The following is a 26,072-nucleotide window of genomic DNA, read 5'->3' on the forward strand; positions in this document are numbered from 1 at the left end:
AAAATAAGATATATGGAGGCGCTAACTGTAAAAACTAAAACAATACTGAATCAAAAATACTCAAATTATATTTAATGAAGCGATTTCAAACTTTATAGTAGTCGAAAATGATGAAAATAAACATCAACCTACGGATAGTCAGAGAATAGCTGTTTTATTAATCGGCATTAGGGGGCATAGTGGATGAACAACGGAAAAATTAGAATTTACGAATTATCAAAAGAACTTAATTTGGACAATAAAGATATTAAAGACATCTGTGAACAACTCAATATTGCAGTAAAGAGTCATAGTAGTACCATTACTGACAATCAGGCAGAGCGAGTTAGGGCTATTGCGGAGAAATATCCCTCAACGACCAAAAAAACGAATCCTGATCAAGGTAAAAAGGAAAAAGTGATCAAGGGAAAACGTAAACAGCAAATATTAGCCATTCATCACAAAGGTAATTCAGCAAATCCTCCGTCAAGTAATCCCACAACAGAATCGACCTCTGCAACCAGGTTAGCTTCCCCGCCCAAATTTCCCAATCAGTCCACATCGTCTTTGCCAACTAGTTCTGCACCTCAACAGCCCGTGTCACCAAAAGTTCAACTTCAAGCACCACCAAAAGTTTCTGATTCTAAATCTTCTTCCCCATCGGGTTCGGAAATATCCTCGGTCGATAGAACTGACGCCAAAACAACAGTTCAAGAGATTCAAGAACCAGCAAAACAACAAATAATTGCCCCTCCAGCCCGACCTCAATTGGTCAAGCCTGTCTCAAGAGCTGCGCAAGAACCATCTCAGACAATCGCAAATAGAAGTTCTAGGAATAAACCTGCGGCAAGACCTTTAGCGAAACAAGTTACGGAAGAGGAGAGGCCCAACTCTTCTCAACAAGCTGCTTCTGTTAAGAAGAAAACCAAGCAGCCATCTAACGCTCTAAAATTACAACGGCCCCAGAGAAAAGTGGCTTCTGAACCCGAACCGACAGAAACGTCTGTTGCAATACCGGAAGAGTTAGAAAACACTGATGGCACGAATGTTGGGGTTGAAGAAGAGACTCCCATTTCTAAAGTTGATAAACTCAAACGTCCTAATCCACCTCGTAAAATTAAAGCCAAGGTTTGGGAAGAGGAGGATGAAGAGACTCTTGATAAGCAAAACAAAGCTAATAAAGCGAAAGGAAAGCGCAGACCAAAACCAGTCATTGATGATGATGATGATGATTTTGGGCTCTCTCAAGAGGTATCTCAGGATTCTGCTGCTCTAAGTTTGTCAATGGCTCGTCCTCCCAAACCGAAATCGCTCCAGAAACAAACCGCAACTGTAGCTGCAACGAAAAAACCCAAGAAAACGCCATTCAAAGCTGAAAAAGTTCCTAAAGCAGAGAAGAAAACTCGCAAAACCGTAGCTGCACCTCCGGAAAAAATTACTTTAACTAGTAATTTGACGGTGAGAGCTTTGGGAGAAATGCTAGAGATTCCCGAAACAGATATTATTAAAAATCTCTTTTTCCGAGGTATTGCGGTGAATATCACTCAAACCTTAGATTTGGATACAGCTCGCTTGGTTGCTGAAGAATTAGGCGTTGAGGTGGAAATTCCTGAAGAGAAATCGGCTGCAACTAAAGAAACTGAAATGCTGGATGAGGCAGATTTGGATAATCTGCAACTGCGACCTCCTGTGGTGACAATCATGGGTCATGTGGATCATGGTAAAACTACTTTGTTGGATTCTATTAGACAAAGTAAGGTGGCTTTAGGAGAAGCGGGGGGGATTACCCAGCATATCGGAGCCTATCATGTGGATGTTGAGCATGAAGGGAAACAGCAGCAAATTGTCTTTCTCGATACTCCAGGACATGAAGCCTTTACTGCGATGAGGGCCCGAGGCACGAGAGTAACAGATATTGCTATTTTAGTGGTGGCCGCGGATGATGGAGTGCAGCCGCAAACGAGAGAAGCAATTAGCCATGCAAAAGCAGCTGGTGTTCCTTTGATTGTGGCAATTAATAAAATTGATAAGCCAGAATCTAATCCCGATCGCATTAAGCAAGAATTAACCGAACATGGTTTAGTTCCGGAAGATTGGGGTGGTGATACGACGATGGTTCCTGTCAGTGCCTTGAAGGGAGAAAATCTTGACGAGCTGCTGGAGATGATTATATTGGTTTCTGAAATTGAGGAGTTGTCCGCAAATCCCCATCGTCCGGCGAAAGGAACTGTTATTGAAGCTCATTTAGATCGCACTAGAGGGCCTGTCGCTAGCTTGTTGGTGCAAAACGGAACTCTTCGGGTGGGAGATACCATTGTCGCGGGTTCTATTTTGGGTAAAATTCGGGCGATGATCGACGATCGCGGAGACAAAGTAGAAGCGGCAACGCCTTCTTTTGCTGTGGAAATCTTGGGTCTGAATGGTGTTCCCGAAGCTGGTGATGAGTTTGATGTGTTCCCCAGTGACAAGGAAGCCCGAGCGCTTTCGGAAGATCGCTCGGAAATGCAACGAGATTCCCGCCTTCAAAAAGCAATGTCGTCTCGTCGTGTTAGCTTGAGTACTTTGTCTGCTCAGGCTCAAGAAGGAGAACTTAAAGAACTCAATTTAATTCTTAAGGCGGATGTTCAAGGTTCCTTAGAGGCGATATTGGGTTCATTGCAACAATTGCCGCAGAATGAAGTGCAAATTCGGATCTTGTTGAGTTCTCCAGGAGAGGTTACCGAGACTGATGTTGATTTGGCAGCTGCTAGTGGAGCAGTCATTATTGGATTTAATACTACTCTGGCCACTGGCTCCCGTCAGGCTGCGGATAATGAGGGTGTGGATATTCGTCAATATGACATTATCTACAAACTGCTAGATGATATCCAAGGAGCCATGGAAGGTCTATTAGATCCCGAGGAAATTGAGGAAAGTTTGGGTCAAATAGAAGTTAGAGCCGTATTCCCTGTAGGAAAAGGTGCTGTGGCCGGTTGTTATGTACTTTCTGGGAAAGTAATTCGTAATTGTAAGATGAGGGTTCGCCGTAAGGATAAGGTGATTTATGAAGGCACTTTGGACTCTTTGAAACGAATGAAAGAAGATGCTCGGGAGGTTAGTTCCGGTTACGAATGTGGTGTCGGTTGTGCTAAATTTGCTGACTGGCAAGAAGGTGATATCATCGAGGCCTATCAAATGACCCTCAAACGTCGTACCTTATCAGCCAATTGAGGTTCTTGCTAGTTTGGTCGGAATATCGGTAATGGTTTTTAGTAATAGTGATCGCGATGGTAATTTACTTATTTTGCGATCGCTATTTGCTGTTAGCTAGTTAAAAAATCGATAACGATTGTTGCATTTAAAAATTATTAGGGAATAAATTAACCTACTATTAATCTACTTACTTAGATGCTCTCAATCGACTCATAAAACTCTAATTCATCAGACTCGCATTTCAGGCAAGTTTGACATTTCTCGTCAAGAGGAGACTTCTTTACTTTTCCTTTTTGGATTAACCTATCGAGCATTGGCCGAAGACTTTCTCCATTAGTTTGGAAGCATATTTTCATCTCTGCCAAAGAGACGCGACCAAAGTCAAAGACAAAATCCTGTAGTTCTTGTAAATTCATTTGTAAAACCTCGTCAAGCTTCTGCTAACTTTAAGTTTGGATAGTCTAAGGGTATCTCATTGAGCGTCCTTCGTCTGTTGTTCCGCCAGCAGGGGACAAGTAATTTTACAATTAATCTTTCTTCACACTTTACGCTAGACTCATGGGGAATGTGAATCGGTTAACTTGTGATGAATCAATTTTGGGATCGAGTGTTAGAGTTTTGCCAAAAAACAACTCAGGAGATTGGCGATCGCCTAATGGATGATTACGGTAGCCTGAAACCGATGGAAAAAGCCGATGGTAGTTTGGTAACGAAGGCAGATCAATGGGCTGATAAAAAGATTAGAGAGGCGATCGCCAAAGTTTTTCCGGAACATGGGGTTTTAACAGAAGAAACGACTCATACTTTGCCTGACACTGATTGGTGCTGGATTATTGATCCGATTGATGGCACAACTAATTTTACGCGGGGAATTCCTATTTGGGCTATTTCCTTGGGATTGTTATATCAAGGAACTCCCGTCTTTGGGTTTGTTTATTTACCCTTTCTCAACCAAGCTTTCCATGGCTATTGGTACGGCAACTCTGGTTTGACTGGATATACTGGAGCTTTTTTAAATAATCAGCCGATTCAGACAAGTCAAGACTCTCCTAGTAAGAGTCATCTGTTTAATCTTTGTGCTCGTAGTTTGGCGATTTTACAACATCCTTTTCCCTGCAAAATGAGGATGATTGGCGTTGCGACCTATAATATTTTACTTGTAGCGGCAGGCGCGGCGATCGGTGGCGTAGAGGCAACACCTAAAATTTGGGATATCGCAGCAGTTTGGGTAATCTTGCAGGCAGCGGGTGGTTCTTTCACGTCCCTCGGTGATAATGAGATATTTCCTCTAGAAGTGGGCAAAAATTATGGTGAGGTTTCTTTTCCCACGCTGGCTCTTTGTCGTCAAGAATTGGTTGCAACTTTTAAACCTTTAACAGAAGTTCTGTAAGTATTGCTGTGTGGAAATCAAGAGTCAAGAGTCAAGAGTCAAGAGTCAAAAGTCAAGAGTCAAAAGTCAAGAGTCAAAAGTCAAAAGTTGGAATTACTAAAACCTGTAAGATTTTAATTGCTTAACAGCTTTTTCTTAAGATATTCCAACATGATTGGTTGTTGAATGAATCCTGTTGCTGTGATTTCTATCAAAGATCTGCCTTGTAAGGATTCTAAAGCTTCGATGATTTGGCAATATGGTATTTTTCCTCCGATATTATCCGCTAATTGGGTAAAACTGGCATCCTTGTTTTCTAGGGCAAGATAATAGGTCAGCTGTTGTTCCAGGCCAGACAAACGTTGAAATTGTTGATCGAGTAATTGCCAGATCCCGCCATATAACAAATTATTATTATGAGAGATGAACTTATGTAGATCTCCAGCAAACAAAGCTTCGATAGTCGCTGTCGCCATTTTTAGAATGAGAGGATTTCCTTCACAGCGATCGCAAAATTGTTGGAGAGTTGATTCCGAGCCAGTTAAACCGCGATCATCTAATATCTTCAACATGGCATCTTTTGCTAATCCTTTGACCACATGCGATCGCACTAAAGATTTGCGCCCTTCTCTTAAACTTAAACCAGTAGGCTTTTCTCGACTTGTAATGATGACAGAGCTTTGGTGAGATTCGTCTTGAATTCTTCTTAGGAGCTGACCATAGCCCTGATAACCATCGAGATATTGTCCTCCAAGTTTGCCACTTGCTAAAATATTGTCCAGGTGATCGAAAATTAACAAGCAGCGATTTCTGCGTAGATAGTCCATTAAATTATTAATTTGACCTTCAGCAGTATCAGAGATACAAAACATTTGGCGATCGCCAGAGGTGAAAATTAGTTCAGACAAAAAGTTTTTAAAATTTGGGGCATTACGTAGGGATTTCCAGATTACTATGTCAAATTTGGGGGCAACTTGTCTGGCTAGTTTTGCGGCCAAAGCAGTTTTGCCAATGCCACCTATGCCCAATAGAGCAAGGACGCGAGATCGTCGGTAGTTGCGATCACAATCTCCAATTAGCCATCTTTCCAGAGTAGCTAATTCTTGAGTTCGTCCATGAAACAGGGAGCTATCTGGAGCGTCTCCCCAATCCCGATAGGAATTTGTAACAGATTCGTTACCTAAAGTTGCTGTTTTTAAGGCAGATTTAGTAACTTTTGGTAAGTTTATCTCTTCATGGTGAGTTTTTTGATTAATATCTAGTAGTTTCTGGTGTTTACGTTTGACAACTAACTTTATGTTCCTTTTCGTTACATTTTCTGACAAGGCTTCTGAGAGTATTTTCCAAAGGTTTGCCCCAATGCCTTTAAGATAGTCGGGATCATTGAAAGTTTTTTCTGCAATTTTTACATAGGTTTGTCCAGACCAAGCTCCCCGCAAGACTTTTTCCTGCAAATCACTTAGGACTCTAGGTTTGAGATAATTTACCAGATAAGTAATTAATTCTTCCAACTCATGCGATCGCTCTTGCTTTATGACATGTCCGTTGTTCTCGGCAGTAGAGATAGCTTCGGCTTTTGGCTGCAAATTGTCCATTAAAAATATTAATTTGTTTTAAGTTTGTCACTCTTACCTATTACTCAGCTTTTATTATTGTTTTTATGCAAAAAGAAGATTTTTTGTAATAGTCCTTCATCAAATATCGTTAAATAACCTTTTTTTAGTTGAACGAAATCTAATTTGCCGACAAAAACGCCTAAAATCCTCACTTTATATGGTTTTCAAGAATTACTATTTTTTTACAATTAAAGGCAATAATTAACTTAACTACAAAAATGTTTTAAAATCTTGCCAAAACTAAGTTCTATCAATCTGAGTGCAACGCGTTGCAGAAAAGCAGATTCCAAAAAGGCTATACAAGTTTTGTCAGTCAACCAGCATAGAAATGCACTAAATTTACTCTTTGTTACTCAATAAATCACCTTCTCTCACTGAAATATATTGATGATCAGTGAAAGGATTGTAGTTGAAAATTAGGAATTGTAAATCAAAATCTTGAATCAAAATATTTTGATTATTCAGATTGAATATTAAACATTAAGTTTATGGAAATAAAACAATTTTTTAGGATAAAGATTTGTCTAACATTAGTATCAGCGACATTTTTTTTAGGTAGTTGCACAAATGAAGATATAAAAACTGCTGAGAAGTTCGGTCTATTGTCTGCTGAATTATCAGCAGCAAATACAAGAATATCTGCTGATATTTATGGGTCTTGTACTAGATGGGCAATATTATTCGGAAATGATACTCCTAGGAGTCGATCACAGATGCAAACAGTCATAAAAGACTGTGATGAATATAGGCAAAACGCAGAAAAAGCTAAATTAGCTGGAGGGATCCTTATCGGTTATGTTAAAGCTATAGGTGAACTTGCAACAGAAGATTCAGCTGGTTTTAATCAGAGATTTGCTGAAATTGAGGAATCGCTAAATAGTTTAGCGTTTGATAAAAACGTCCCTACTCCCACGGCTGAAGACCCAAATAAAATTTCAACTATAAAGGTTAAATTTAACGATAGCGCAGTCAAGGCTGGAGTTAAGATAGCTGAGTTTATCACTAATTTAATTATTCGTGATTTTCGAAGAGAAAATCTCAAAACTGCAATTGTTTGCACTTCTGATTCTATTGAAGAATATTCAGAAGAATTAGCTAGTTTTTTTGAAGATCACTATGTAAATTATCTCCTTGATCGAGAAATAGATAAACTAGCAGAAGTGAGAGGATATGATAAAGCGGAGGATCAACTGTTAAAAAAAGAAATTCAAGATATTGTGGAATTAAAAAAAGGTGGATCTGCTTATGTAATATTAATTCAGTCTACTGCTCAGTTTCACAATAGACTAAAGCTTATTTTTAATGATGATCAAAATGAACTTTCAATAGAACAAAATAAAGAATGTGATGAATATTTTGCTTTTAATTCTTCTCCGTCATATTTATCAAATCAAGCAATTAGCTTAAATGAACTAGATAGAGCTAGTAAAGCTTTAGATAATTATATTAATGAAATCAGTCCTTTACTAGCTCAGATAAATAAGAAGTCAAAATAATTTTTTTAATGAAAAATCAGTAATTTAAGAATAATCATGACCAATAGCAATAACTTAAACAAAAAGCTCAGCTTGGAAGACCTGAAATCTTTAAGAGAAGAACTTACGAATACTATCAATATTATTCGTCAAGAAGTATTTAAAGCTCGACAAGACAGCACAATTAGCGAACGTCAATTTCAAGAAGCTAGAGATGATTGGCAGGAGCTACAAATTCAAGAGAATCGTTTAACAGGAATAATTATGTCTTTAGCATTAGATTCCTTATTAGATACTAATGTTAATAGTCCTAGGTCAAAAATTAGTAAAGCGATACAAAAGCTTAACAATGCAGCTAAGAGAATCGAAGAGTTTAATAGTTTTTTAAGGGCTGTTAATGATACTATTGAAGTTTTCGGCGCTGTAATTAAAGCAATACAAGGTGGTCTAATTATTCCTATTCCTGCTGGTAGTTAGTCCATTTTGTATAAAATAAATACCCAGGACAAGATCGCATATTAATTATTGGGCGAGGAATAATATTCTGTCTTGGGATTATTCTTTGAGAAACTTTTCAAAGCTGTCTAAGGTAATTACTAAAACATTAGATTTACAAAAGTTCAAGATACATTAGTATTTGAGCTTATACTTCAACTTTATAATAATTGTATAAGGATAAAAAATGAATTTTAATTTGCCAGCCTTTTTGGATATAGCGATTGGTCTAGTTTTTATTTACCTAATATTGAGCTTATTAGCTTCAGAAATTCAAGAATTGTTTGCTGGTTTTTTTCAATGGCGAGCGAAACATTTGAAAATGTCTATCTACCGAATGCTTATAGGAACAGGAAATGTTAAAGAATTAGAACAAATATTAAAATACAAAACAGAAGAAAACATAGAAGACAAGATCAATGCTGAAATAGAAGGAGTTAATAATGAATCAAAGAAAGAATTATTAAATGCAAACAAATCAATCATTCTATTGATTCATGAAATTTATAGTCATTATGAGATCGCATCTCTTAGTCAATCATCTTTAGGATTTGCAGTAACCCAAACTAAGGATTTGTATGGACCTTCTTATATTCCTCCAGAATCCTTTGCTGAAGCTTTTATTGATATTTTGGCTGAAAAAAAGAAAAAATTTGATGAGAATAATCCAGAAAATAAAGACTTAGATTTAATTGCTACAGTCATAGGTAATAAATTAAACTCACTACCGGATAACCTTAAGGCAATTCTTGCAAGAATTGCAGAAAAAGCTGTATTAAAAGTAGATATGTTAGATCCTAAACCTCAAGGATCTCAGTATACTTCTTCTGTAATGGTTCAATTCCAAGTGGAAATTGCCAATTGGTTTAGCAATTCGCAAGACCGTACATCTGGAACATATAAGAGAAATAGTAAACTAGGGCTGTTTTTAATAGGATTATTAGCCGCTATTTTCGCCAATGCTAATACATTTACGATTTTAGAAAATTTACATGATGAAGATGTTCGTGAAGCAGTAGTAACTCAAGCAATTAGTACAGCTAATGACTGTCAAGATAAAAAAGGAGAAGATTTAGCCACATGTATTGATGACAAAGTCGATGCTGCTCTTGAATCCAATAAATTACCTATCGGTTGGTTTGAATCTATTGATCAAGAATCTCCCAATAATGTTTTGAAAATAGTTTTTTATGATCTTCTCGGTTTTATCGTAACAGGATTAGCAATTATGATGGGTGCACCTTTTTGGTTTGATCTACTTAAAAAGTTTGTTAATGTTCGTAATGCAGGGCCTAAACCTCAATCAGAAAATTCCAGCTCTACAAATACATGAAATCAATTTTTTGTAATTGTTCGATATTAATATCTTGCTTAGTCTATATATAATCAGGAATAAATATCATGATAACCACAAAATAATGAAGTTTGTAATAAGTAAGCTGTTCTTTCTGTCTTTATGTTTGCTCAATATCACTATGCCTGGTTGGGCAGCAATGTCTTTTTCTCCACAACAAAAAGCTGACATTATTGAGCGTATCAATATTTGTCAGCAACCTATATTTGAGGATGGCTATGAAACTTCTGATTTCAAGATTTCTATTTTTCAGGAGCAAGATGGCAGTTTTGTTTACTGTGGTTATGACAAGAAAAACCAAGCAAAACTTATTCTCCCTGCGACGGTTGGTGACGCGGCTGAAGCTGACATCATTTGGCAAGCGCGCAATGGAAATGTAGTCTATATCATCAAGGTATTAGATGATGCGAGCTATCTGTTGAGCATTATAGAAAAAGGTGATCTTATCTATCAAGCGGAAGCTTGGTCTGTATATCCTCCCTAAATCAGCAATGAGCAAGGAAAACCCTAAAACTGCATATTCTAGATTCATGAGAAATAGATATTGATATTAATAACCAATCAAAAACAGACCAACAATAATTAAACAATAAAAACTAATATTAAGGTGATTTATTATGGGCGATACTCCAATTTTATTTGACAAACCTTTTCCCGAGATTCAAGTAACAAGAAAATCTTATAAGCGATATACCAATAGGATTATGGGATCTGTTATTGTCACAGGAGGTTTTATGGAACCCAAAGGTCATGGATATAAAGGACGTGCCCGTAAAGCGATTTTTCGCGATGGTTCAATGAAAACCATTAATCCTGGCAACTACAATATTGGTTTCGATTATACGAAAGGGTTTGGCACTAAAGTTATTTGCATGTATTCGGGAGTAGTTACTAAAGCTGGTCGAGAAGGAGGCTATGGCCATCGGATTCATGTCAAACTAGATATTCCATTTATTTATCAGGGCAAAACCTACACCTGTTATCAGGCCTATGCTCATTGTTCCAAACTCCTAAAAGCCCCAAAACAAAGAGTATCTCAAGGGGAAGCTATTGGCATTGAAGCTGGTCAAGGACCGAGGGGGCCAAGGCATTATGGTTCCCATGTCGATCTAGATACCTATTGCTTTATCAAAGGAGAAAAAATTCATCTTAATTTTGAGTTGCTGGCTGGTGGAGTCGATGAGGATGATTTCATTGAAAATATTGAAGTAATGCAGGTTGGCACCAGTGGCTTAGATGTTCGTTGGCTACAGCAAAAATTAAAAATTAAAGTTGATGGCGATTTTGGCAACATTACAAAGCAAGCGGTTACAGATTATCAAGCCAGTCAGCCAGATTTATTGGTGGATGGGATTGCGGGAGAAAATACCTGTAAAAAACTTGGGCTATTTGATTATGCTATTTATGCCAAGAAAGCGACTGTGATAAAAAGCCAACCTATCCAGTCTATTGATATTACTAATCCTCAAGAAAAGTTTCAATTCGACCCGAAAAACAATACTGAGCCTTTGCTGGCAAATTGGGTGCAAGAGGATGGTGATCACTGGAAGTTTGAATTACAAGATCCCAAAAATGGTAGGTACAACTGGCATGCTTTTAAGGCTCATGTTGAAATTGTCAAAGGCTACGACAGTGATTTAGATGATAGTGATATCGATAACCTTGGCGATCTCGATCCAGCTGCTGTTGATAAAACTAATAAAGATAGTGGAGCTCTAAGTCGTTGGGAAAAAGCCTTAAAAAATTGTCCGACGGATGGTTGCTTGATCGCAACTGCTAAGCCCGAAAATATTTCTGAACCTGGAGTTGCCGCAAGTGAGGAAATCGCGCGCCGAGATTTAAAAAATCTTTCTCCAGCAATACTAGCTTCTATGAAGAAAGCCGGCCAAAAATTGAATGTTCCTGTGCCGATTATTGTGGCGCTCGCTAGTCGAGAAAGTCATTTAGGGGCTGTTCTGGGGATACCTCCGAATAAGAAAGGTTGGGGAGACAATAATCATGGCTATGGCATTTTACAGGTTGATAATCGCTCCCACTCGATCCGCGGATTAGATGATCCCTATTCTCAAGCACATATAGAGCAAGCAATTGGCATTTTTAGTAATTATCGCGATCAAGTAGCGCAAAAACATCCCAGTTGGCCTGATGAACAAGTTCTTAAGGGAGCTTGTGTGGCATATAACGCTGGAGTATCTAATGTTAGAACCATCGCAAAGATGAATCTAGGGACAACACATAATGATTATGGAGATGATGTGATTGCTCGTGCTCAGTTCTATATGGACAATATTTAGACAATATAGTTACTGAATAGGATTGGAACAATAATTTATCTATTTAATTGTTCCAGTAAGAGGGGAACTTGCACTGGCATATTGTTTAATAGGAATTCTCCCCGCAACATAAGCTAGTCTCCCGGCAACTGTCGCCAAACCCATAGCTTGTGCCATTGCGATCGGATTCTTCGCCAATGCGATCGCACTGTTAATCAGTAACGCATCAGCTCCCATTTCCATCGCTTGCGCCGCCTCGCTAGGACTGCCAATTCCTGCATCAACGACGACAGGAATATTCGATTGTTCGATAATAATCTCAATATTGGCCGTGTTCCTAATGCCCTGTCCGGAACCAATAGGAGAACCCAACGGCATAACCGTCGCACAACCAGCCTCCTCTAAACGTTTGGCGAGCAAAGGGTCGGCATTAATATAAGGTAGTACGGCAAAACCTTCTTTTACCAATTGTTCTGACGCTTCGAGAGTGCCAATAGGATCGGGTAACAAGTATTTAGCATCGGGAATTACTTCCAATTTGACAAAATTATTATCCTCTTGTCCCAGAAGCTTGGCCATTTCTCTGCCGAGACGAGCCACTCTGATAGCCTCCTCGGCAGTTTTGCATCCTGCGGTATTAGGCAACATCCAGATCTTTTGCCAGTCAATAGCTTCTGCCAAACCTTCATGCCCTGCAGCCTTAGTTTGGACTCGACGCACCGCTACGGTAACAATCTCACAACCACTGGCGATAATGCTATGTTGCATTGCTTCGATACTGGGATATTTTCCTGTGCCAGTCATTAAACGAGAATTAAAAGTTTTTCCCGCAATCGTGAGGGGTTGATCTTCTGAGGCGCTTAGACTATTGGGTGCAGGTAAAGGTGAAGCAACAATTGACATAGGAGATTTTTCTTTAATTTCTATAAATGAATTAGGGTGATGAGCCTTATAGCCATTCTGGACATTATGACCGTTACTCAGAGAATTATTTAAAGAGTTAGCAGTTTTATTCAATGAGTGAGTCAAAAAACGTTGCCAACTAAAATAAGATAACAACGGATCAGATTTTTGTTCCAGAATCAAATCAGCCATTAAGGATGCTGTTACTGGAGCGAGCAAAATCCCGTTGCGATAATGTCCTGTCGCAAAATATAAATTATCACAAGGACTAGTTCCCAGTATCGGCAATTCATCGGGAGTCCCCGGGCGAAAACCCCACCAAAATTCTTCAATTTGCCAATTAGCAACTGCTGGATATAGCTTTGTGGCTTTGTTTAATAAATTTTGAATCCCTTGAGGGGTATTATGGGGTGTCCAATCGACTTGTTCTACGGTCGCTCCGATAATTAACCTTCCATCTTGTCGCGGTACCAAATAGATATTATCGCCAAATAAAACCCTTTGGAGAGGATAGGGCTCATGGGGTTGATGGGGCATTCTCAGAGACATCATCTGCCCTTTGACTGGTTTGACTGGAAGTGGCAATAATTGACTTGCCCAAGATCCTGTTGCCAGAACATATTTCTCAGCAGTTAATGAGCCCTGGCTCGTCATAATATTGGTGACGTTGCCTGCTTGTTGTTGAATGCCTTGAACCGTTACTCCTTCTTGGATTTCTATTTTTAAATTCTGAGCTGCTTGAATCAGAGATCGCATTAAGCAACGATTATCGACTTGTCCATCTTCGGGATACCACCAAGCACCAACTATCTCTTGACCCAATCCTGGCTGATAAAACTCAAGAGCTTCTCTATCCAACCAAGTTTTATTTCCTCGTTCCTCGTTCCTCGTTCCTTGTTCCTTATCAGAGGGGGCCAAAATTCCACAGGGTAAATAACCTGTTGCGACGCCAGTTAAATGTTCGAGCTTGCTAGTCCATTCGGGGTATAGCCAACGCGATCGCAGACATAAATCCAGCATCTGAGGATCAGCTATTTCTTCTGCCATTGGTGCTAACATCCCCGCTGCTGCTTGCGAAGCTGCTTGTTGGACATCACGGGAGACCACTGCAACCTCGGCACCTCGCAATTTCAGCTCAACTGCGATCGCCAAACCAATGACACCGCCACCAACAACAATAACTTCCCAATTCTTATTCATTGTGCCAATCCGAAGCGGAAACCACTCAACAACATCTCAGGTATAGAATTATATCTTGGTTTGCAGTCTAGTTTTATGAAGGAATTATTTATTACTTCTAATTTTTAAACTCGCGCGTTCCCTTGCGCCTTTCGGCGGCGCGGGGTCGCTCGTCAACTTTCAATTGTTCCAATACTCTTTGTAAAGCCTGTCGAACAACCTCCTCGTCTTCTTTTTCTTCTCGAATATGCAAAGCATATGTATAAGTCTTAGCTGCTGCTGAATATTGTTGCAAGGCTTCTTCTACTAAACCTTTGCCTAACCAAGCTTCATAGGCGTGATCATCAATGGCAACTACTTTGTTGTACATTTCTAATGCTTTGGCATAATATTGCTCCGCTTTATAACAATTTCCTAGGCCAATTAAAGCAGGAACATAATTCTGTCTAACTGAGATCGCCTTTTGGTAAGTAATAATGGCTTCTTGATATTGTTGCTGTTGATAATATAATTTTCCCAAGTTATTCCAAGGAACAAAACTTTGTCGTTGATTGAGAGAAATTGCCTTTTTAAAATCTGCGATCGCCTTATCAACTTGTCCCAGTTTCGTATAAACTTCCCCTCGATTGTTCCAGAGCCATAAATATTCTGATTCAATCGCGATCGCACTATTATAGGCAATAATCGACTCCTCATATCTTCCCAGACTATCTAAGGCTAATCCCTGGCAGTTAAGCAACTCATAGCTCTGATAATATTTCAAAGCTTCATTACAAGTCTCTAAAGCTCCTTGAGGATTGTCTAATCGGTTAAAAGCCGTTGCTTGTTTGAGCCAGACTTGCTGGTAATGTTTAACTTGTTTCTTGGTTTTAAAGATTTTTTTTAATCCTGCATCATAATAACTAATTGCTGTGCCATATTGTTGCTCCTCCAGCATAATATCCGCTTTATAAAATTCTAAGATAGCTGTTCTTTGACCCCATTGAGCAACCATAAATAAAATACCAATTACCAATAATGGTAGAGACAAAAGATAGAGATACCATAAGGGGAATTTGGCCTGATACTTAATTTTTTTGAGATCTCGAAGCAAATGAGTTGTCGATTGATAACGTTGAGAGCGATCTAGGCAAGTCATTTTATTGATTAACATAACCAGGTTTTTGCTGACCTTAGTCTTGTTTTCCCAGAGAATTTGTCCTGTATGGGGATTTTTGGCTAATGCTTGAGGAGTGATGCCTGCTAGCGCATAGATGGCAGTCATGCCCAAACTGTAAATATCACTGGCATAGTGGGATGAATCACTCAAGTTGTTTTGCGGCGAAATATTCTCTCTTTGAAGCTCAGAAAAAACATTAGTTAGGTCGCCAAAAATATTAAAATCTCGAAGTACAATAGTCCTTTGAGGTTGACTCTGAATTAGACTTGAAGGCTTAATATTATCGTGAATAATCTCCTGACTATGACAAGCATTTAAAGCTATAGCAGTATGTTCTATGAGGTTTAAAATACTCTGTTCGGAAAAAACAGTATTATTTTTAATTAATTGTTCAACAGTTTTTCCCTGAACATATTCTTGAATTAAATAGTAGCAACCTTGTTCGGCAAAGTAATCTAAGATGGATAGTATTTGCGGATTTTTAGCTAATTTTTGAGTTTTTATAATAAAATTTTTGATCTGTTTTTCTGGCTCAATCCCTGTTGTGTCTGCCAAGCCTTTTGGGGATACTTTAGTTGCAAAATATAAAGAATGTTTATGATCTTGGATGTCTTGAACTATGTAATTATCAATAAAACCTTCACTATTGAGATATCCCACTATAGAATAGCGTCCTTGTAAAACTTGTCCCAGCATTAATAAAGGTTTGAGTGCTGAAATAACTTGTGCCGCTGAGGTAAAACGTTCCGAGGTTTTGGGTGCTACCATTCGCTGGATCAGCTTGATGAATCCCTGACTAATATTGATATTATCTTGCCAATAAATAGCCTCATCTATTTCAATTTGTTCCCACTCGGTGGGAGAATGACCCGTCAAGGCATAGATTACAGTTTTTCCTAGAGCATAAATATCACTGCTGAAAACAGGTTTACCATTATTTTGCTCAGGAGGCATATATCCTGGAGTTCCAATTATTTGGGTATATAAATGGTTCTGGGTCCCAGGTAAGGAGGACTGTAAAATCGTTGTGCCAATTTCCTTAACTGCGCCAAAGTCGATGAGAGTTATTTTCCGAGGCGCATCAGCAGATCCTGCGGGATCTCCACTGCTTCTGATTAAGTTACTCGGTTTAATATCTCGATGAATTACTCCTTGTTGATGAACAAAATCCAAGACTTCTAAGACTTGCTGTAGAAATCGAATCGCTTCTACTTCTGTTAATAACTTTTTCTGAACTTCTTGAGCAAAATCTTCTCCATCAATGAATTCTAAAATCAAGTAGAACTGATTATTTTCTTCAAAATGGGCAATAAGTTGCGGAATTTGTTCATGTTGTCCTAATTTTTGTAAAACTAAACCTTCTTGTTCTAATCTTAGTTTCGCATTTTCCCAAATAGAGGGACTGTTAAACCTTGGCTGTAATTGCTTAACGACGCATTTACTGTTATTTTCCGAGGATATATCAACTGCCAAATAAGTAGTAGCAAACCCTCCACTTCCTAGTTCTTGGAGAATCTGGTATTTCTGCCCGATAATATCTCCTGCGCAGATCATTTGATATTGATACTCACTTGCTGGCTCAGGAGATAAATCTTTGATCCCAGACATGGGAATAGTCCAATCTTGATCTGACATAAATTGAGGAACGAGGGATTTTTAACGGATGAGGGATGAGGGATGAGGGATGAGGAATCTACTGCCTATTTATTTATTTACTTAATTAAGTTATTCAGATATTCAATGGTTTCTAGATTGCCTTCGGGTTACAAAGTTATATCAGGAGATAGCAGTTCACTTTTCAAACTAGAAGAGTTTGCTAGACTCACCTACCAGGAAATATTTTCCTCGCAAGATGATTATTCCCATTTAACAACTACGATTCATAAACTTTTTTCGACTGAGACTCCTCTTTGGTGGGTTCAAACAGAAAAAGCCCAGAAAATTGGTTGTTTATGGATGGGTAATGCGATTGATTCTTTAACAAATGACCGCTATTCTCAAATATTCCTCATTTTCGTCCTACAAAACCATCGTAGTCAAGGTATTGGTACATATTTGTTGCAAAAAGCCCAAGAATGGGCAATTAATAGAGGCGATCGCCAAATAGGATTGCAAGTATTCGCCAAAAACCAGAATGCGATTAACCTCTATCTCAATTTGGGATTTCGTACGGATTCTTTATTGATGCTGAAGCCGTTATTAGATTAATTGGCTAAAGATCCTTAGATTAGGGGATAATGTAAAGTCTTGAGCGTTAAGTTAAATAATTTTAAAAAATATAGTCAAAAATAAAATTTAAGTTTCGTTGATATGGATAATAATGATTTGAGTCTATTAGATGGGGAAGCTGGATTGGATAATCCTCAAAAGAATAATAATTCATCAAGCACAGACTTGAATATTGCACCAACAGCTCCCGAAGATATCGAGAAGATGCTGGGTTTGCTGACGCATCCTGAAGCCTCAAAAAGGATGTTGGCGGCTAGGGTTTTTTGTGAGTTGTCAGATTCACGCTCAATTCCTTTTTTGATTAACTTACTTGATGATATTTGCCCTTTAGTAAGAGTGAGCGCGACCTATGCTTTGGGTCGTAACACGAGTCCGGAAGCGGTTGGGCCTTTAATTGACTTATTAGGTCAAGATTGGAATGGTTATGTCCGTAAAGGTGTTGTCTGGGCCTTAGGCAATAGTAGCGATCGCAGATCTTTACAGCCTCTAATTCATGCCCTGAAAACTGATATTTCTGCGGTACGTTTATGGGCTGCTAGCGGTTTGGCGCAAATTGCCATCTTGGCCTATGAAGATATGATTGCGGCGGTGCCACCTTTGATTCAAGGATTACGTAGAGATTCAGTCTCAGCAGTGAGGAGTAACTGTGCTTGGGCGATCGGGAAAGTCTGTCGGGAATTACCTTCTAATGTGATTTATGCCACGGCGATCGATGCTTTGATCGAATCTTTAGTCGAAGATGAGGATTTGGGGGTTAAAGATGATGCGAGAGCAGCTATTTTGCGAGTAGGAGATTCTCGGGGCTTGCAAACTATTGAGGATTTGGAGTTTGAAGGCGTTATTTAAGCCGAGTGATGGGATGAGAGCTGGGCGATCGCGATTAGGCTACACCCAACTAAGGCTGATTGTTAATAAATTGTCTGGCGTTGTTTGGAGGGACGACCCAAAGACGCGGTCGCAGTTTGTAATTCCTCGACTGTCATACAAGTCCCTCCCTGAGCTCCTGCCATAGTCGTAATATGTTCTTCCATCAAGGTGCCACCGAGATCATTGCAGCCCCAGTTAAGAGCTTGGGTTGCCGCTGTTAATCCTAGTTTGACCCAACTTGGTTGATGATTAATGATCCAATTCCCTAGAAAAATACGAGCAACAGCAGTCAATACCAGAGCATCTTCAATTATTGGTTGATCTCTGCCAACTCTATTTTTGAGGGCTTTCGGGGCTTCTTGTCCTACAAAGGGCAGGATGATAAATTCGCTAATTTTAGCTGGATAATTGTTGGCGATCGCATTTTGTTGTAGCGATCGCAGTTTTCCCAAATGAGCAATCTGTTGTTCTGGGCTTTCAATATGGCCTGAGAGCATGGTGCTAGTAGTTGGCAGTCCCAACCGATGAGCTGTGCCAATGATTTCGAGCCAAGTAGCCGTATTAATTTTCTCAGGACAAATAATTTTTCTTACAGAATCATCCAAGATTTCTGCTGCTGTCCCTGGCATAGAATCAACGCCTGCTTTTTGCAGAGCTGTGATCACCTTCTGATAGCTGATGTCATCTTCACGGGCAATAAACTGTACTTCCTGGGGAGAAAAAGCATGGAGGTGAATCTGGGGAAATTGATTTTTAATAGTTGTGGCCAATTCTAGATAATAAGCCAGAGACGTTCCCTGAATTTTCGCTTCGGGGTGCAATCCTCCTTGCATACATATTTCCGTGGCTCCTTGAGCAACTGCCTCAGCTGTTTTCGCAATTATTTGGTTTGTATCGAGCCAAAAAGAGCCTTCAGCCTCAGCATCACGACGAAAAGCACAGAAACTACAATGCTGTTCGCAGATATTTGTAAAGTTAATATTGCGATTGATCACATAGGTGACTGCATCACCGACTTGTTTTTTTCTCAGGCGATCGCCAGTCTGTTGAATTTTATTAATTGTGGATTGTTTGACCTGGGTGGGAATGTTATCTGATTTTGTTTGCTGGAGCAAGATTAGGGCTTCCGCTTCTGAAATATCCTGCTGATCTAAAGCTTTGTCTAAAATCGAATCAATTAAGTCTTGATTCTCCATGGCAGTAAATCGCATTAATTAGGCCCCTTGCATAATAAAATCTCGTGTTACATTAACGAAATTCTAAGCTGACAACAATAGTTGGTAATTATAAATCTTCGTGGGTTGAATTACCAAACAAGCCAAGGATTTAGTTTTTCTTAGATTAATGGGAAACTAAGAAGCCATGACTATCAGTATTTAAGCGGAATTAACCCCTTGAATGCTGTTTTACTCTTGATCAAGATTGAGAAATACTTAATAGCTAAGCAAAATAATGAAATATCTTATGGGGAGTATGTTCGATCTAAAAGGACATGTATCTGTTGTCACAGGGGGCAGTGACGGAATCGGCCTTGGCCTTGCTAGAGGACTTGCAAAATGCGGCGCAAAAATTGCCATTTGGGCTCGTCGAGAAAATAAAATTTCTCAAGCAGCCGAGAAACTTCGTTCTTTAGGATGTGTTGAAGTATTAGAAATATGTTGTGATGTCTCGAAAGAAGAGCAAGTTAGAGTTGCGATGAAAAAAACAGTTACTCATTTCGGCCAAATAAACTCGGTTTTTGCCAATGCAGGCATTGCTAAGACCAAATCTCTGACAGAAAGTACGATCAAAGATTATCGAATTCAAAACGCAGTTAACTTTGAAGGTATGTTTTTCTGCTTCCGCGAAGCTGCAAAATATATGATCGATCAAGGTAGTGGCGGAAAACTAATCGCAACTTCCTCAACTGCTGCGGTTTTAGGCTCCCCAAATTTGGTTTCTTATTCAGCTTCAAAAGGAGCAATGACTGCAGCTGTCAGAGCATTAGCTGTAGAACTCGGCCCCCATAACATCCAAGTAAATGCCGTACTTCCTGGCGTTTTTAAAACAGCCATGACTTCTAAGGTAGAAGGGCTTACGGAGTATTTCTTACCTAAAATACCTTCTACTTTTATTGGCGAACCAAAACATATTGAAGGTATTGCTGTGTTTTTAGCATCGCGGGAAAGCGATTATGTGACCGGTGCTTGTATCCCGATAGATGGCGGATTAAGTATTATCTGGGAATGAATAATCTTACAATAAGTTCTAGAGGTAGAAGCTCGTAAAAACTCACTGCTTCCCTGTTCCCAAATGCCAATTATGTACTGCTTAGGTACTGCGTCCCAAGGATAGAATGATCACTATGATCTTATCTTTTCTTTTTGGCAAACAAAATATCCATCATGGCAAAACCACCATACAAACTTATACAAAATAAGGGAAGTATTAAGGTTAAAAATCCCAAGCTTATACTGCCATCAACTAATAGCTTGATTGATATTGCGACAAGAGACATACAGGGAGAAAAACACAAAAACTTTTTTACGGGTTTAGGAAGAGCCGCCAAAACATCAAGTAACAATGTTGAAAATAATAATGGGAGTATTAGTGCTATCAGGAAAATGATTAACCCCTGATTTCTATAAAGTAATATAAAAAACATAAGCTAGTATTTTTTGATGTTACAAAATTAGTAATTAAACGTCTTCCCTATAAGGTAAACAATCATACAAATATTGGCGAATTTTCTAACTTGTTCTTTATCTTTAAAGCCCGGCAAATAACAGGTAGAGAAATAGTTAAGTATTTATAGCTAAAAAATTACGATTTACTCTATTTTTGGTCTATGTCTCAATAATTAAACTTGCGTAAATATACTGAGATATTAAAATAATTAACATCTAATGAATCGCACCCATTCTTAACTCTTTATGATCACTCGCCGTCAATTTTTCGTCATAAGCACCGCTATTACTGCAAGTCAATTATTATCTGCTTGTGGAGATCCGACAGGGACTCTCAATGTAATGATGCTTCAGGGGTCGATTCCTACACAATTAGTGGCAGCTTTCCGTCAAACTTTAGCTAAAAATAACCCAATTAAATTTAAACCTGAAGCACAATTAACCAGAATATTTAATCTTCTAGAGACTTGGAAAAACGGTGAAAGCCCTAGAGGTTGGGGTCTAGAACGAATAAAAAATATTTGGCCGAGATCCTCGACCCAAGCAGATTTGGTGACCTTGGGAAATTCCTGGCTAGAAAATGCGATCGCAGAGGAACTGATTCAACCATTAGATATTAATGAATTGGCTGGTTGGACTAGTCTAGACCCGAGATTTCAAAAGTTGGTGACCAAGGATGGCAAAATTTATGCTGCGCCCTATCGTTGGGGCAACACAGTGATTGCTTATCGCAAAGACAAGTTACAAGAGTTTAATAAAGATCGAGTGGAAAAACTTGAAATCACTGATTGGGCGGACTTATGGCGTCCTGAGTTGGCAGGACAAATTTCTTTATTAGATAATTATCGAGAGATCATCGGCCTAACTTTAAAAAAACTGGGTCATTCTTACAACAGCTCAAACTTAACAGCCATAACTAATCTGGAATCGGAGTTAGCAACTCTCCATCAACAAGTCAAATTCTATAGTTCTACTAAATATCTTCAGCCTTTGGCTTTAGGGGATCTCTGGGCTGCTGTCGGCTGGTCCACAGACATTTTACCTTTAGTGAGACGTTATCCAGACAAGATTGGCATGGTTGTCCCTGCTTCGGGCACCTCTCTCTGGGCAGATTTATGGGTGCAACCAACTGTTGATGGCTCCATAGGCGATCGCGTTGAGCGCCGCTTGGCATCCTGGATCGATTTCTGTTGGCAAGATTCTAGCGCTTCAACCCTTATGTTATTTACCAATGGGATTTCCCCGATCTTAAATCAAGAAAATCAAGTAGAACTAACTAAAGAGCTGAAAAATAACCAAGACTTTATCCAATCTAGTCTGAAGCTTTTCTCTAACAGTGATTTTATTGAGCCCCTGACCACTGAGGTTACTCAAGAATATCAAGCTCTGTGGGAAAAAATTCGGACGGCACCAGGCTCTTCTGTTTGAGTTGAGAGATGAAGGCATTATTTAATTTTACTTAATATTTTCTTTCGTAAAGAAGGGGTTGACAAGGTGCGATCGCTGGAGGTATTGTGATTTCAATGCTTCATAATGGGAGTGGAAGCTTCTGTAGATAAACACAACCACTCCCATTACGAAATAAACAATATCACGAAGAGAAAAAAAATGCAAATGATTCAATTTTGGGAATTTTTTCGTTGATAAATATTAAGAAAAATTATAATTTTATTCGGATAGGAGCTAATTATAATTGATTATTATGTTTAATTTCTCCATATCAAAAAAAGCCAGACAAGTTTATCTTATTCCAGGAATTTTATTTGTTTTCGTAATATTTTTGTTGTCGAGTCGATACTCTAGAAGAGCAAATCAATGTGCCGATCGCAACCCCAGGAGAAATGGGAGCATTCAGTTGGGAAGAGTTGGTGGACAGACTAGGAAAATCCCAGGAATACTCGTCAGAATTTAAGGCTGTTTATGCAGATGGCATCAATCCTGAGAATGTTCGTGATGCGATCGCGGTATTTGAGAATTCCTTGTATACTCCCAATGCTCCTTTTGATCGTTATAGTTTAGTTCAAGAAAAAGATTGGTTTTATCCTCTTAAGTTAGTGCGATCGCATACCAATCTTATTTTGGCTCAAAAACCTGAAGTAGAAACCCTAACAAAACAGATATCATCACCCCTAGCCAAACAACAGCAAGCCTTGCTAACAATTTATGATAGTTATTATCAAAAGGCAATCAGAACAGGCAATTTTTACCGTATTGTGACAGGAATTATCTTAATATTAGTTTTGGTATTAATTAACTATTTGATCGTTAAAAGAATCATGGAAATTAATCCGAAGCTTAAGAGCTATCAAAAAATAATCGGCCAAATAATTGACCAGGTAATCGCAATCAACAACAACGAAGCTAATGCTTATGATATGAGAATTATAAATGTTGAGCAAGATGATTTGAACCAATTATCAGAAGAGATTGAGATAATTGCTCATGCATTACAAGAAAAAGAGCAACAGCTTCAGGCCAAACAGGAACAGGAAATCAGAGAAGAATTTCTGAGTAGGGAAGTCACTGTCTCTAGTCATAATAAAGAGTCTTTCTCTTTTTTGACTGTGCGGTTATTGTTGATAACCAAAAATAGGAAAAAGATCCTTCGGCCTGATATGTATGAGTCACTAGAGGAAGTTCTTAGTAAGAAGTTAGGACAAAGCGAAAGTCAATTGATAGAATTTCAAGGAGAAATGGATCGAGTACAAATCATATTTAGTTATCCGCCACATACTCAATTATCTAAATTAGTAACGGCTCTTAAAATTGTATCTAGGGATCTCATTGGGCGAAATTTGGCCAAAGAACTCAATTATGAGCAAAATCATGATGAGATATGGAGTGATGCCTATTTTATTGCCAGTTGTAGCGGTTTGAATTCTAATATAGGTGATCAATTGTCAATTAATGCTTAAGCAGATTGAGCTGGCTTTTGTTATTTACAGATTACGAGTGATAGTCAATAAATTGTATAGGGTTGGACAGCAAATAGAGAAGTGCTTCATTGTATTATTTCATAGAGACAAAATTTAATTTTTTGAGGAGAGAACATGGAACGTCGTAAATTTTTAAGCTGGGTCGGTGTAGGGATGTTGGCTTCGTCTTTACCTGTCGCAATTGCTGCTTGTTCTTCTGAAACTAGCTCTTCTAGTCCTGCTGAGACCAGTTCATCGGCAACTCCTGAAATCGATACGACTCCTGATGCAGAGGGTTTTACTGCTGTGGGAACCAATACAGAATTAACAACCAAAGGATTTATCTACGATAAACAGTTAGGAGTCATTATTGTCTCCAATGGCGGCAGTATTGCGGCATTGAATCCTACATGTTCCCATCAAGGATGTGATGTGGATTGGAAAGGAAATACTGGGGAATTGGTTTGTCCTTGTCATGGTTCAAAATTTGGAGTTGATGGTGCAGTGCTCACTGGACCAGCAACAGAAGCATTGCCTGTCTATGAATTTAAACAAGAAGGTGATTTGATTAAGGTGAAAATTGCCTAAACATCTGATTCATATCACATCAAAACAAGGTTACAGAGGAGATGGGGAAAAGCTTTATTCGTCTATCATTGATATTTTTCTTGCCTTTTTTGCTGCTGAGTGCTTGCGCTGGGTTTCCGATCGCCTCTTTAGAGGCCAATTCTGTTGAAGAGACAGAACAACCAGAAGATACTCTGACTAAAATTCGGCAAAGAGACAAGATTATCATTGGAGTTAGCACAGATTCCCCACCCTTTGCTTTTCTTGATTCTGAAGGTAAAAATATCGGCTTAGAAGTTGATATTGCTCGCTTTATCACCAAAGAAATTCTCGGCTCGGTAGAGAAAGTCCAGTTTATTCCCATTTTTGATCCTAGTAAAAGAATTGAATTTCTGAGGACAAAGAAAATTGATTTAGCGATCGCATCCATTCGGGATTTGCCACAAAATAAACAAGAAATTGATTTGAGTCGTCATTATTATTCCTCTGGATTTGGTTTTTTAACCCGCAAAAATAACGGCATCAATAGCTGGCGACAACTCAAAGGTCAAACCGTTTGTGCATTCAGGGGCGGTTACTGGAATAAAGCTCTCTCTCGTATGGGGTTCGAGCTCATAGATTTTCGGAGTTTCAATGAAGTAGATCTCGCGCTAGAAGAGGAACGTTGTATTGGTCTTGTTTCCAGTCACGCTCGAATTTCTGCCGTTTTGCAAGATCCGGAATGGTCTGAACAATGGCATCAGGCATTGCCACTGATTTTATCGGTTCCCTGGTCAATGGGATTGCCCAAGGGGGATGATAGCTTTAAACAAGCTGTTGATGATGCTATTCTGAAAATGGAATCCAAAGCATTTTTGGTCACAAGAGAAGCTCAATGGAATATCCCCACTACAGGGTATGTCCAGAAACAAGCCGCTCTGGCAAAAATAGAGATTGGTATCCTGGATGCCAATCGATTGCAAGATCTGACAATAGATAAAGCCTACGATAATAATATTTTGATTGACGGCTCTCCCATCATCTCCCCATTGTCCGATCGCATAGCCACCAAATATGAGGGTAATAACGATAATATCAAGATTGTTGTGGGGCGATCGGGTACCAATGAAGGCATCAAAAAGTTATGTCATGGGGAAATCGACATTGCCAATGCTTCTCGTGGGATGAACCAAGCTGAAATTGAATTATGTTTGACCAATGGAATTGAATATAATAGAAGTGCCCTTTGCTTCTGATGGTATCGCGATCGCAGTTAATCCTCAGAATGACTGGCTAGATTGTCTAAAAGTGCAAGACTTAAAGGAAATTTGGCATGCTGCCAATGACCAAACGGTAGAGAAATGGCATCAGGTTAGCGATCGCTAACCCCAAAAAAGCCTTCAGCTATTTGGCAAATTAACTAGCTCTGAGACCTATGATTATTTCACCAAAGCTGTAGGTAGTAATATCGCGCGCGACAATTATCAAGCTCGGGAAAAAGATTCTAAAATCATTCAAGATATTGCCCAAAGTCCCCAGAGTCTTGGCTTTTTTGATTTTAAAGTTGATAATTTGGCTCAAGATAAAGTCAAAATTGTCTCTGTCATGAATGAAAAAGGCTGCTGTGTTAAACCAAATGAAATTTCTATTGGGGATGGCACCTATAGTCCTCTGAGTCGCCATTTATATTTTTATATTAATAAACAATCTCTGATCAACAATGATGATGTTCGAGCTTTCACTAAATATTTTTTAGCTAGGGAAAATCGTTTTGAGATTACTTCAGTTGGCTATGTTCCCTTGCCTCAAAATACTGCGAACAAGACCCGCGATCGTTTGCAAACTATGAAATAGT

22 protein-coding genes and 1 pseudogene are annotated in these 26,072 nt (G+C 38.9%); 18 read left to right on the forward strand and 5 right to left on the reverse strand.

The window, feature by feature from the left end:
• The first annotated feature begins 183 nt into the window (after positions 1 to 183).
• Complete coding sequence (gene infB, locus XEN7305_RS24240; protein WP_006512184.1) at positions 184 to 3,189, forward strand: translation initiation factor IF-2; 3,006 nt, start codon at positions 184 to 186, stop codon at positions 3,187 to 3,189.
• Between the two features lie 173 nt (positions 3,190 to 3,362).
• Here infB and XEN7305_RS24245 read toward each other — a convergent pair whose 3' ends face one another.
• Complete coding sequence (locus tag XEN7305_RS24245) at positions 3,363 to 3,587, reverse strand: FeoC-like transcriptional regulator (protein ID WP_006512185.1); 225 nt, start codon at positions 3,585 to 3,587, stop codon at positions 3,363 to 3,365.
• Between the two features lie 170 nt (positions 3,588 to 3,757).
• Between XEN7305_RS24245 and XEN7305_RS24250 the strand changes: the two genes are divergently transcribed.
• Positions 3,758 to 4,561: an inositol monophosphatase family protein gene (locus tag XEN7305_RS24250; RefSeq protein WP_006512186.1), complete on the forward strand. Its 804-nt coding sequence runs from the start codon at positions 3,758 to 3,760 to the stop codon at positions 4,559 to 4,561.
• 113 nt (positions 4,562 to 4,674) lie between these two features.
• Here XEN7305_RS24250 and XEN7305_RS24255 read toward each other — a convergent pair whose 3' ends face one another.
• Positions 4,675 to 6,135, reverse strand: coding sequence for an NB-ARC domain-containing protein (locus XEN7305_RS24255; protein WP_006512187.1), 1,461 nt, complete (start codon positions 6,133 to 6,135; stop codon positions 4,675 to 4,677).
• A gap of 509 nt (positions 6,136 to 6,644) precedes the next feature.
• On the opposite strand from XEN7305_RS24255, the gene XEN7305_RS24260 reads away from it, so the two are divergent.
• The 5 genes from XEN7305_RS24260 to XEN7305_RS27085 all read left to right on the forward strand — a co-directional run bounded on the left by XEN7305_RS24260 (position 6,645) and on the right by XEN7305_RS27085 (position 11,774).
• Positions 6,645 to 7,652 carry a hypothetical protein gene (locus XEN7305_RS24260; protein ID WP_006512188.1) on the forward strand — a complete coding sequence of 336 codons (1,008 nt, stop codon included), beginning with the start codon at positions 6,645 to 6,647 and terminating at the stop codon, positions 7,650 to 7,652.
• Positions 7,653 to 7,688: 36 nt separating this feature from the next.
• Positions 7,689 to 8,108 (forward strand): hypothetical protein, encoded by a 420-nt coding sequence (locus tag XEN7305_RS24265; protein WP_006512189.1) that lies wholly within the window; start codon positions 7,689 to 7,691, stop codon positions 8,106 to 8,108.
• A 205-nt stretch (positions 8,109 to 8,313) separates the two neighbouring features.
• The gene (locus XEN7305_RS24270; protein WP_006512190.1) at positions 8,314 to 9,459 is read left to right on the forward strand and encodes a hypothetical protein; all 1,146 of its coding nucleotides are present in this window, start codon (positions 8,314 to 8,316) and stop codon (positions 9,457 to 9,459) included.
• An 85-nt stretch (positions 9,460 to 9,544) separates the two neighbouring features.
• Complete coding sequence (locus XEN7305_RS24275) at positions 9,545 to 9,964, forward strand: hypothetical protein (protein WP_006512191.1); 420 nt, start codon at positions 9,545 to 9,547, stop codon at positions 9,962 to 9,964.
• 133 nt (positions 9,965 to 10,097) lie between these two features.
• The gene (locus XEN7305_RS27085; protein WP_006512192.1) at positions 10,098 to 11,774 is read left to right on the forward strand and encodes a peptidoglycan-binding protein; all 1,677 of its coding nucleotides are present in this window, start codon (positions 10,098 to 10,100) and stop codon (positions 11,772 to 11,774) included.
• Positions 11,775 to 11,813: 39 nt separating this feature from the next.
• Here XEN7305_RS27085 and thiO read toward each other — a convergent pair whose 3' ends face one another.
• The gene (thiO, locus tag XEN7305_RS30150) at positions 11,814 to 13,856 is read right to left on the reverse strand and encodes a glycine oxidase ThiO (protein ID WP_006512193.1); all 2,043 of its coding nucleotides are present in this window, start codon (positions 13,854 to 13,856) and stop codon (positions 11,814 to 11,816) included.
• A 97-nt stretch (positions 13,857 to 13,953) separates the two neighbouring features.
• Positions 13,954 to 16,629: a tetratricopeptide repeat protein gene (locus tag XEN7305_RS24290; protein WP_006512194.1), complete on the reverse strand. Its 2,676-nt coding sequence runs from the start codon at positions 16,627 to 16,629 to the stop codon at positions 13,954 to 13,956.
• Positions 16,630 to 16,734: 105 nt separating this feature from the next.
• On the opposite strand from XEN7305_RS24290, the gene XEN7305_RS24295 reads away from it, so the two are divergent.
• Together XEN7305_RS24295 and XEN7305_RS24300 are read left to right on the forward strand one after the other, a co-directional pair.
• Entirely contained in the window at positions 16,735 to 17,202 is a 468-nt protein-coding gene (locus tag XEN7305_RS24295) for an N-acetyltransferase (RefSeq protein WP_040899480.1), read from the forward strand.
• Between the two features lie 102 nt (positions 17,203 to 17,304).
• Positions 17,305 to 18,069, forward strand: a complete 765-nt coding sequence (locus tag XEN7305_RS24300; protein WP_006512196.1) for a HEAT repeat domain-containing protein — start codon at positions 17,305 to 17,307, stop codon at positions 18,067 to 18,069.
• A 62-nt stretch (positions 18,070 to 18,131) separates the two neighbouring features.
• Here the strand turns inward: XEN7305_RS24300 and cofH are convergent, their stop codons facing one another.
• Positions 18,132 to 19,286, reverse strand: coding sequence for a 7,8-didemethyl-8-hydroxy-5-deazariboflavin synthase subunit CofH (gene cofH, locus XEN7305_RS24305; RefSeq protein ID WP_040899461.1), 1,155 nt, complete (start codon positions 19,284 to 19,286; stop codon positions 18,132 to 18,134).
• Positions 19,287 to 19,542: 256 nt separating this feature from the next.
• On the opposite strand from cofH, the gene XEN7305_RS24310 reads away from it, so the two are divergent.
• From XEN7305_RS24310 to XEN7305_RS27100, 9 genes and pseudogenes are all read left to right on the forward strand, one after another.
• Positions 19,543 to 20,319: an SDR family NAD(P)-dependent oxidoreductase gene (locus XEN7305_RS24310; protein WP_083889450.1), complete on the forward strand. Its 777-nt coding sequence runs from the start codon at positions 19,543 to 19,545 to the stop codon at positions 20,317 to 20,319.
• A gap of 155 nt (positions 20,320 to 20,474) precedes the next feature.
• Positions 20,475 to 20,708, forward strand: a complete 234-nt coding sequence (locus XEN7305_RS24315) for a hypothetical protein (protein WP_040899464.1) — start codon at positions 20,475 to 20,477, stop codon at positions 20,706 to 20,708.
• 294 nt (positions 20,709 to 21,002) lie between these two features.
• Positions 21,003 to 22,184, forward strand: a complete 1,182-nt coding sequence (locus XEN7305_RS24320; RefSeq protein WP_006512200.1) for an extracellular solute-binding protein — start codon at positions 21,003 to 21,005, stop codon at positions 22,182 to 22,184.
• Positions 22,185 to 22,555: 371 nt separating this feature from the next.
• Positions 22,556 to 22,759, forward strand: a pseudogene (locus tag XEN7305_RS30100) (cytochrome c peroxidase); the annotation flags it as partial.
• A 51-nt stretch (positions 22,760 to 22,810) separates the two neighbouring features.
• The gene (gene tnpA / locus XEN7305_RS30445; protein ID WP_369792520.1) at positions 22,811 to 23,671 is read left to right on the forward strand and encodes an IS200/IS605 family transposase; all 861 of its coding nucleotides are present in this window, start codon (positions 22,811 to 22,813) and stop codon (positions 23,669 to 23,671) included.
• Positions 23,672 to 23,806: 135 nt separating this feature from the next.
• A complete protein-coding gene (locus XEN7305_RS24330) occupies positions 23,807 to 24,259 on the forward strand; it encodes a ubiquinol-cytochrome c reductase iron-sulfur subunit (RefSeq protein ID WP_006512202.1) in 453 nt (150 codons plus the stop codon).
• A 41-nt stretch (positions 24,260 to 24,300) separates the two neighbouring features.
• Positions 24,301 to 25,473 (forward strand): transporter substrate-binding domain-containing protein, encoded by a 1,173-nt coding sequence (locus XEN7305_RS27095; protein WP_006512203.1) that lies wholly within the window; start codon positions 24,301 to 24,303, stop codon positions 25,471 to 25,473.
• The gene (locus XEN7305_RS29200; protein WP_158500444.1) at positions 25,457 to 25,603 is read left to right on the forward strand and encodes a hypothetical protein; all 147 of its coding nucleotides are present in this window, start codon (positions 25,457 to 25,459) and stop codon (positions 25,601 to 25,603) included. Before XEN7305_RS27095 ends, XEN7305_RS29200 begins: the two co-directional genes overlap by 17 nt.
• Positions 25,604 to 25,789: 186 nt before the next feature.
• On the forward strand, positions 25,790 to 26,071 hold the full coding sequence (locus XEN7305_RS27100; protein WP_052035234.1) for a PstS family phosphate ABC transporter substrate-binding protein: 282 nt from the start codon (positions 25,790 to 25,792) through the stop codon (positions 26,069 to 26,071).
• The last annotated feature ends 1 nt before the right edge of the window (position 26,072 follow it).

It is taken from the genome of Xenococcus sp. PCC 7305, from assembly GCF_000332055.1.
Classification (GTDB): domain Bacteria; phylum Cyanobacteriota; class Cyanobacteriia; order Cyanobacteriales; family Xenococcaceae; genus Xenococcus.

Bases quoted from the DNA above. Each gene is read 5' to 3' on its own strand.
- infB (WP_006512184.1), top strand. From the start codon at position 184: ATGAACAACGGAAAAATTAGAATTTACGAATTATCAAAAGAACTTAAT.
- XEN7305_RS24245 (WP_006512185.1), bottom strand. From the start codon at position 3,587: ATGAATTTACAAGAACTACAGGATTTTGTCTTTGACTTTGGTCGCGTC.
- XEN7305_RS24250 (WP_006512186.1), top strand. From the start codon at position 3,758: ATGAATCAATTTTGGGATCGAGTGTTAGAGTTTTGCCAAAAAACAACT.
- XEN7305_RS24255 (WP_006512187.1), bottom strand. From the start codon at position 6,135: ATGGACAATTTGCAGCCAAAAGCCGAAGCTATCTCTACTGCCGAGAAC.
- XEN7305_RS24260 (WP_006512188.1), top strand. From the start codon at position 6,645: ATGGAAATAAAACAATTTTTTAGGATAAAGATTTGTCTAACATTAGTA.
- XEN7305_RS24265 (WP_006512189.1), top strand. From the start codon at position 7,689: ATGACCAATAGCAATAACTTAAACAAAAAGCTCAGCTTGGAAGACCTG.
- XEN7305_RS24270 (WP_006512190.1), top strand. From the start codon at position 8,314: ATGAATTTTAATTTGCCAGCCTTTTTGGATATAGCGATTGGTCTAGTT.
- XEN7305_RS24275 (WP_006512191.1), top strand. From the start codon at position 9,545: ATGAAGTTTGTAATAAGTAAGCTGTTCTTTCTGTCTTTATGTTTGCTC.
- XEN7305_RS27085 (WP_006512192.1), top strand. From the start codon at position 10,098: ATGGGCGATACTCCAATTTTATTTGACAAACCTTTTCCCGAGATTCAA.
- thiO (WP_006512193.1), bottom strand. From the start codon at position 13,856: ATGAATAAGAATTGGGAAGTTATTGTTGTTGGTGGCGGTGTCATTGGT.
- XEN7305_RS24290 (WP_006512194.1), bottom strand. From the start codon at position 16,629: ATGTCAGATCAAGATTGGACTATTCCCATGTCTGGGATCAAAGATTTA.
- XEN7305_RS24295 (WP_040899480.1), top strand. From the start codon at position 16,735: ATGGTTTCTAGATTGCCTTCGGGTTACAAAGTTATATCAGGAGATAGC.
- XEN7305_RS24300 (WP_006512196.1), top strand. From the start codon at position 17,305: ATGGATAATAATGATTTGAGTCTATTAGATGGGGAAGCTGGATTGGAT.
- cofH (WP_040899461.1), bottom strand. From the start codon at position 19,286: ATGGAGAATCAAGACTTAATTGATTCGATTTTAGACAAAGCTTTAGAT.
- XEN7305_RS24310 (WP_083889450.1), top strand. From the start codon at position 19,543: ATGAAATATCTTATGGGGAGTATGTTCGATCTAAAAGGACATGTATCT.
- XEN7305_RS24315 (WP_040899464.1), top strand. From the start codon at position 20,475: ATGGCAAAACCACCATACAAACTTATACAAAATAAGGGAAGTATTAAG.
- XEN7305_RS24320 (WP_006512200.1), top strand. From the start codon at position 21,003: ATGATCACTCGCCGTCAATTTTTCGTCATAAGCACCGCTATTACTGCA.
- XEN7305_RS24330 (WP_006512202.1), top strand. From the start codon at position 23,807: ATGGAACGTCGTAAATTTTTAAGCTGGGTCGGTGTAGGGATGTTGGCT.
- XEN7305_RS27095 (WP_006512203.1), top strand. From the start codon at position 24,301: ATGGGGAAAAGCTTTATTCGTCTATCATTGATATTTTTCTTGCCTTTT.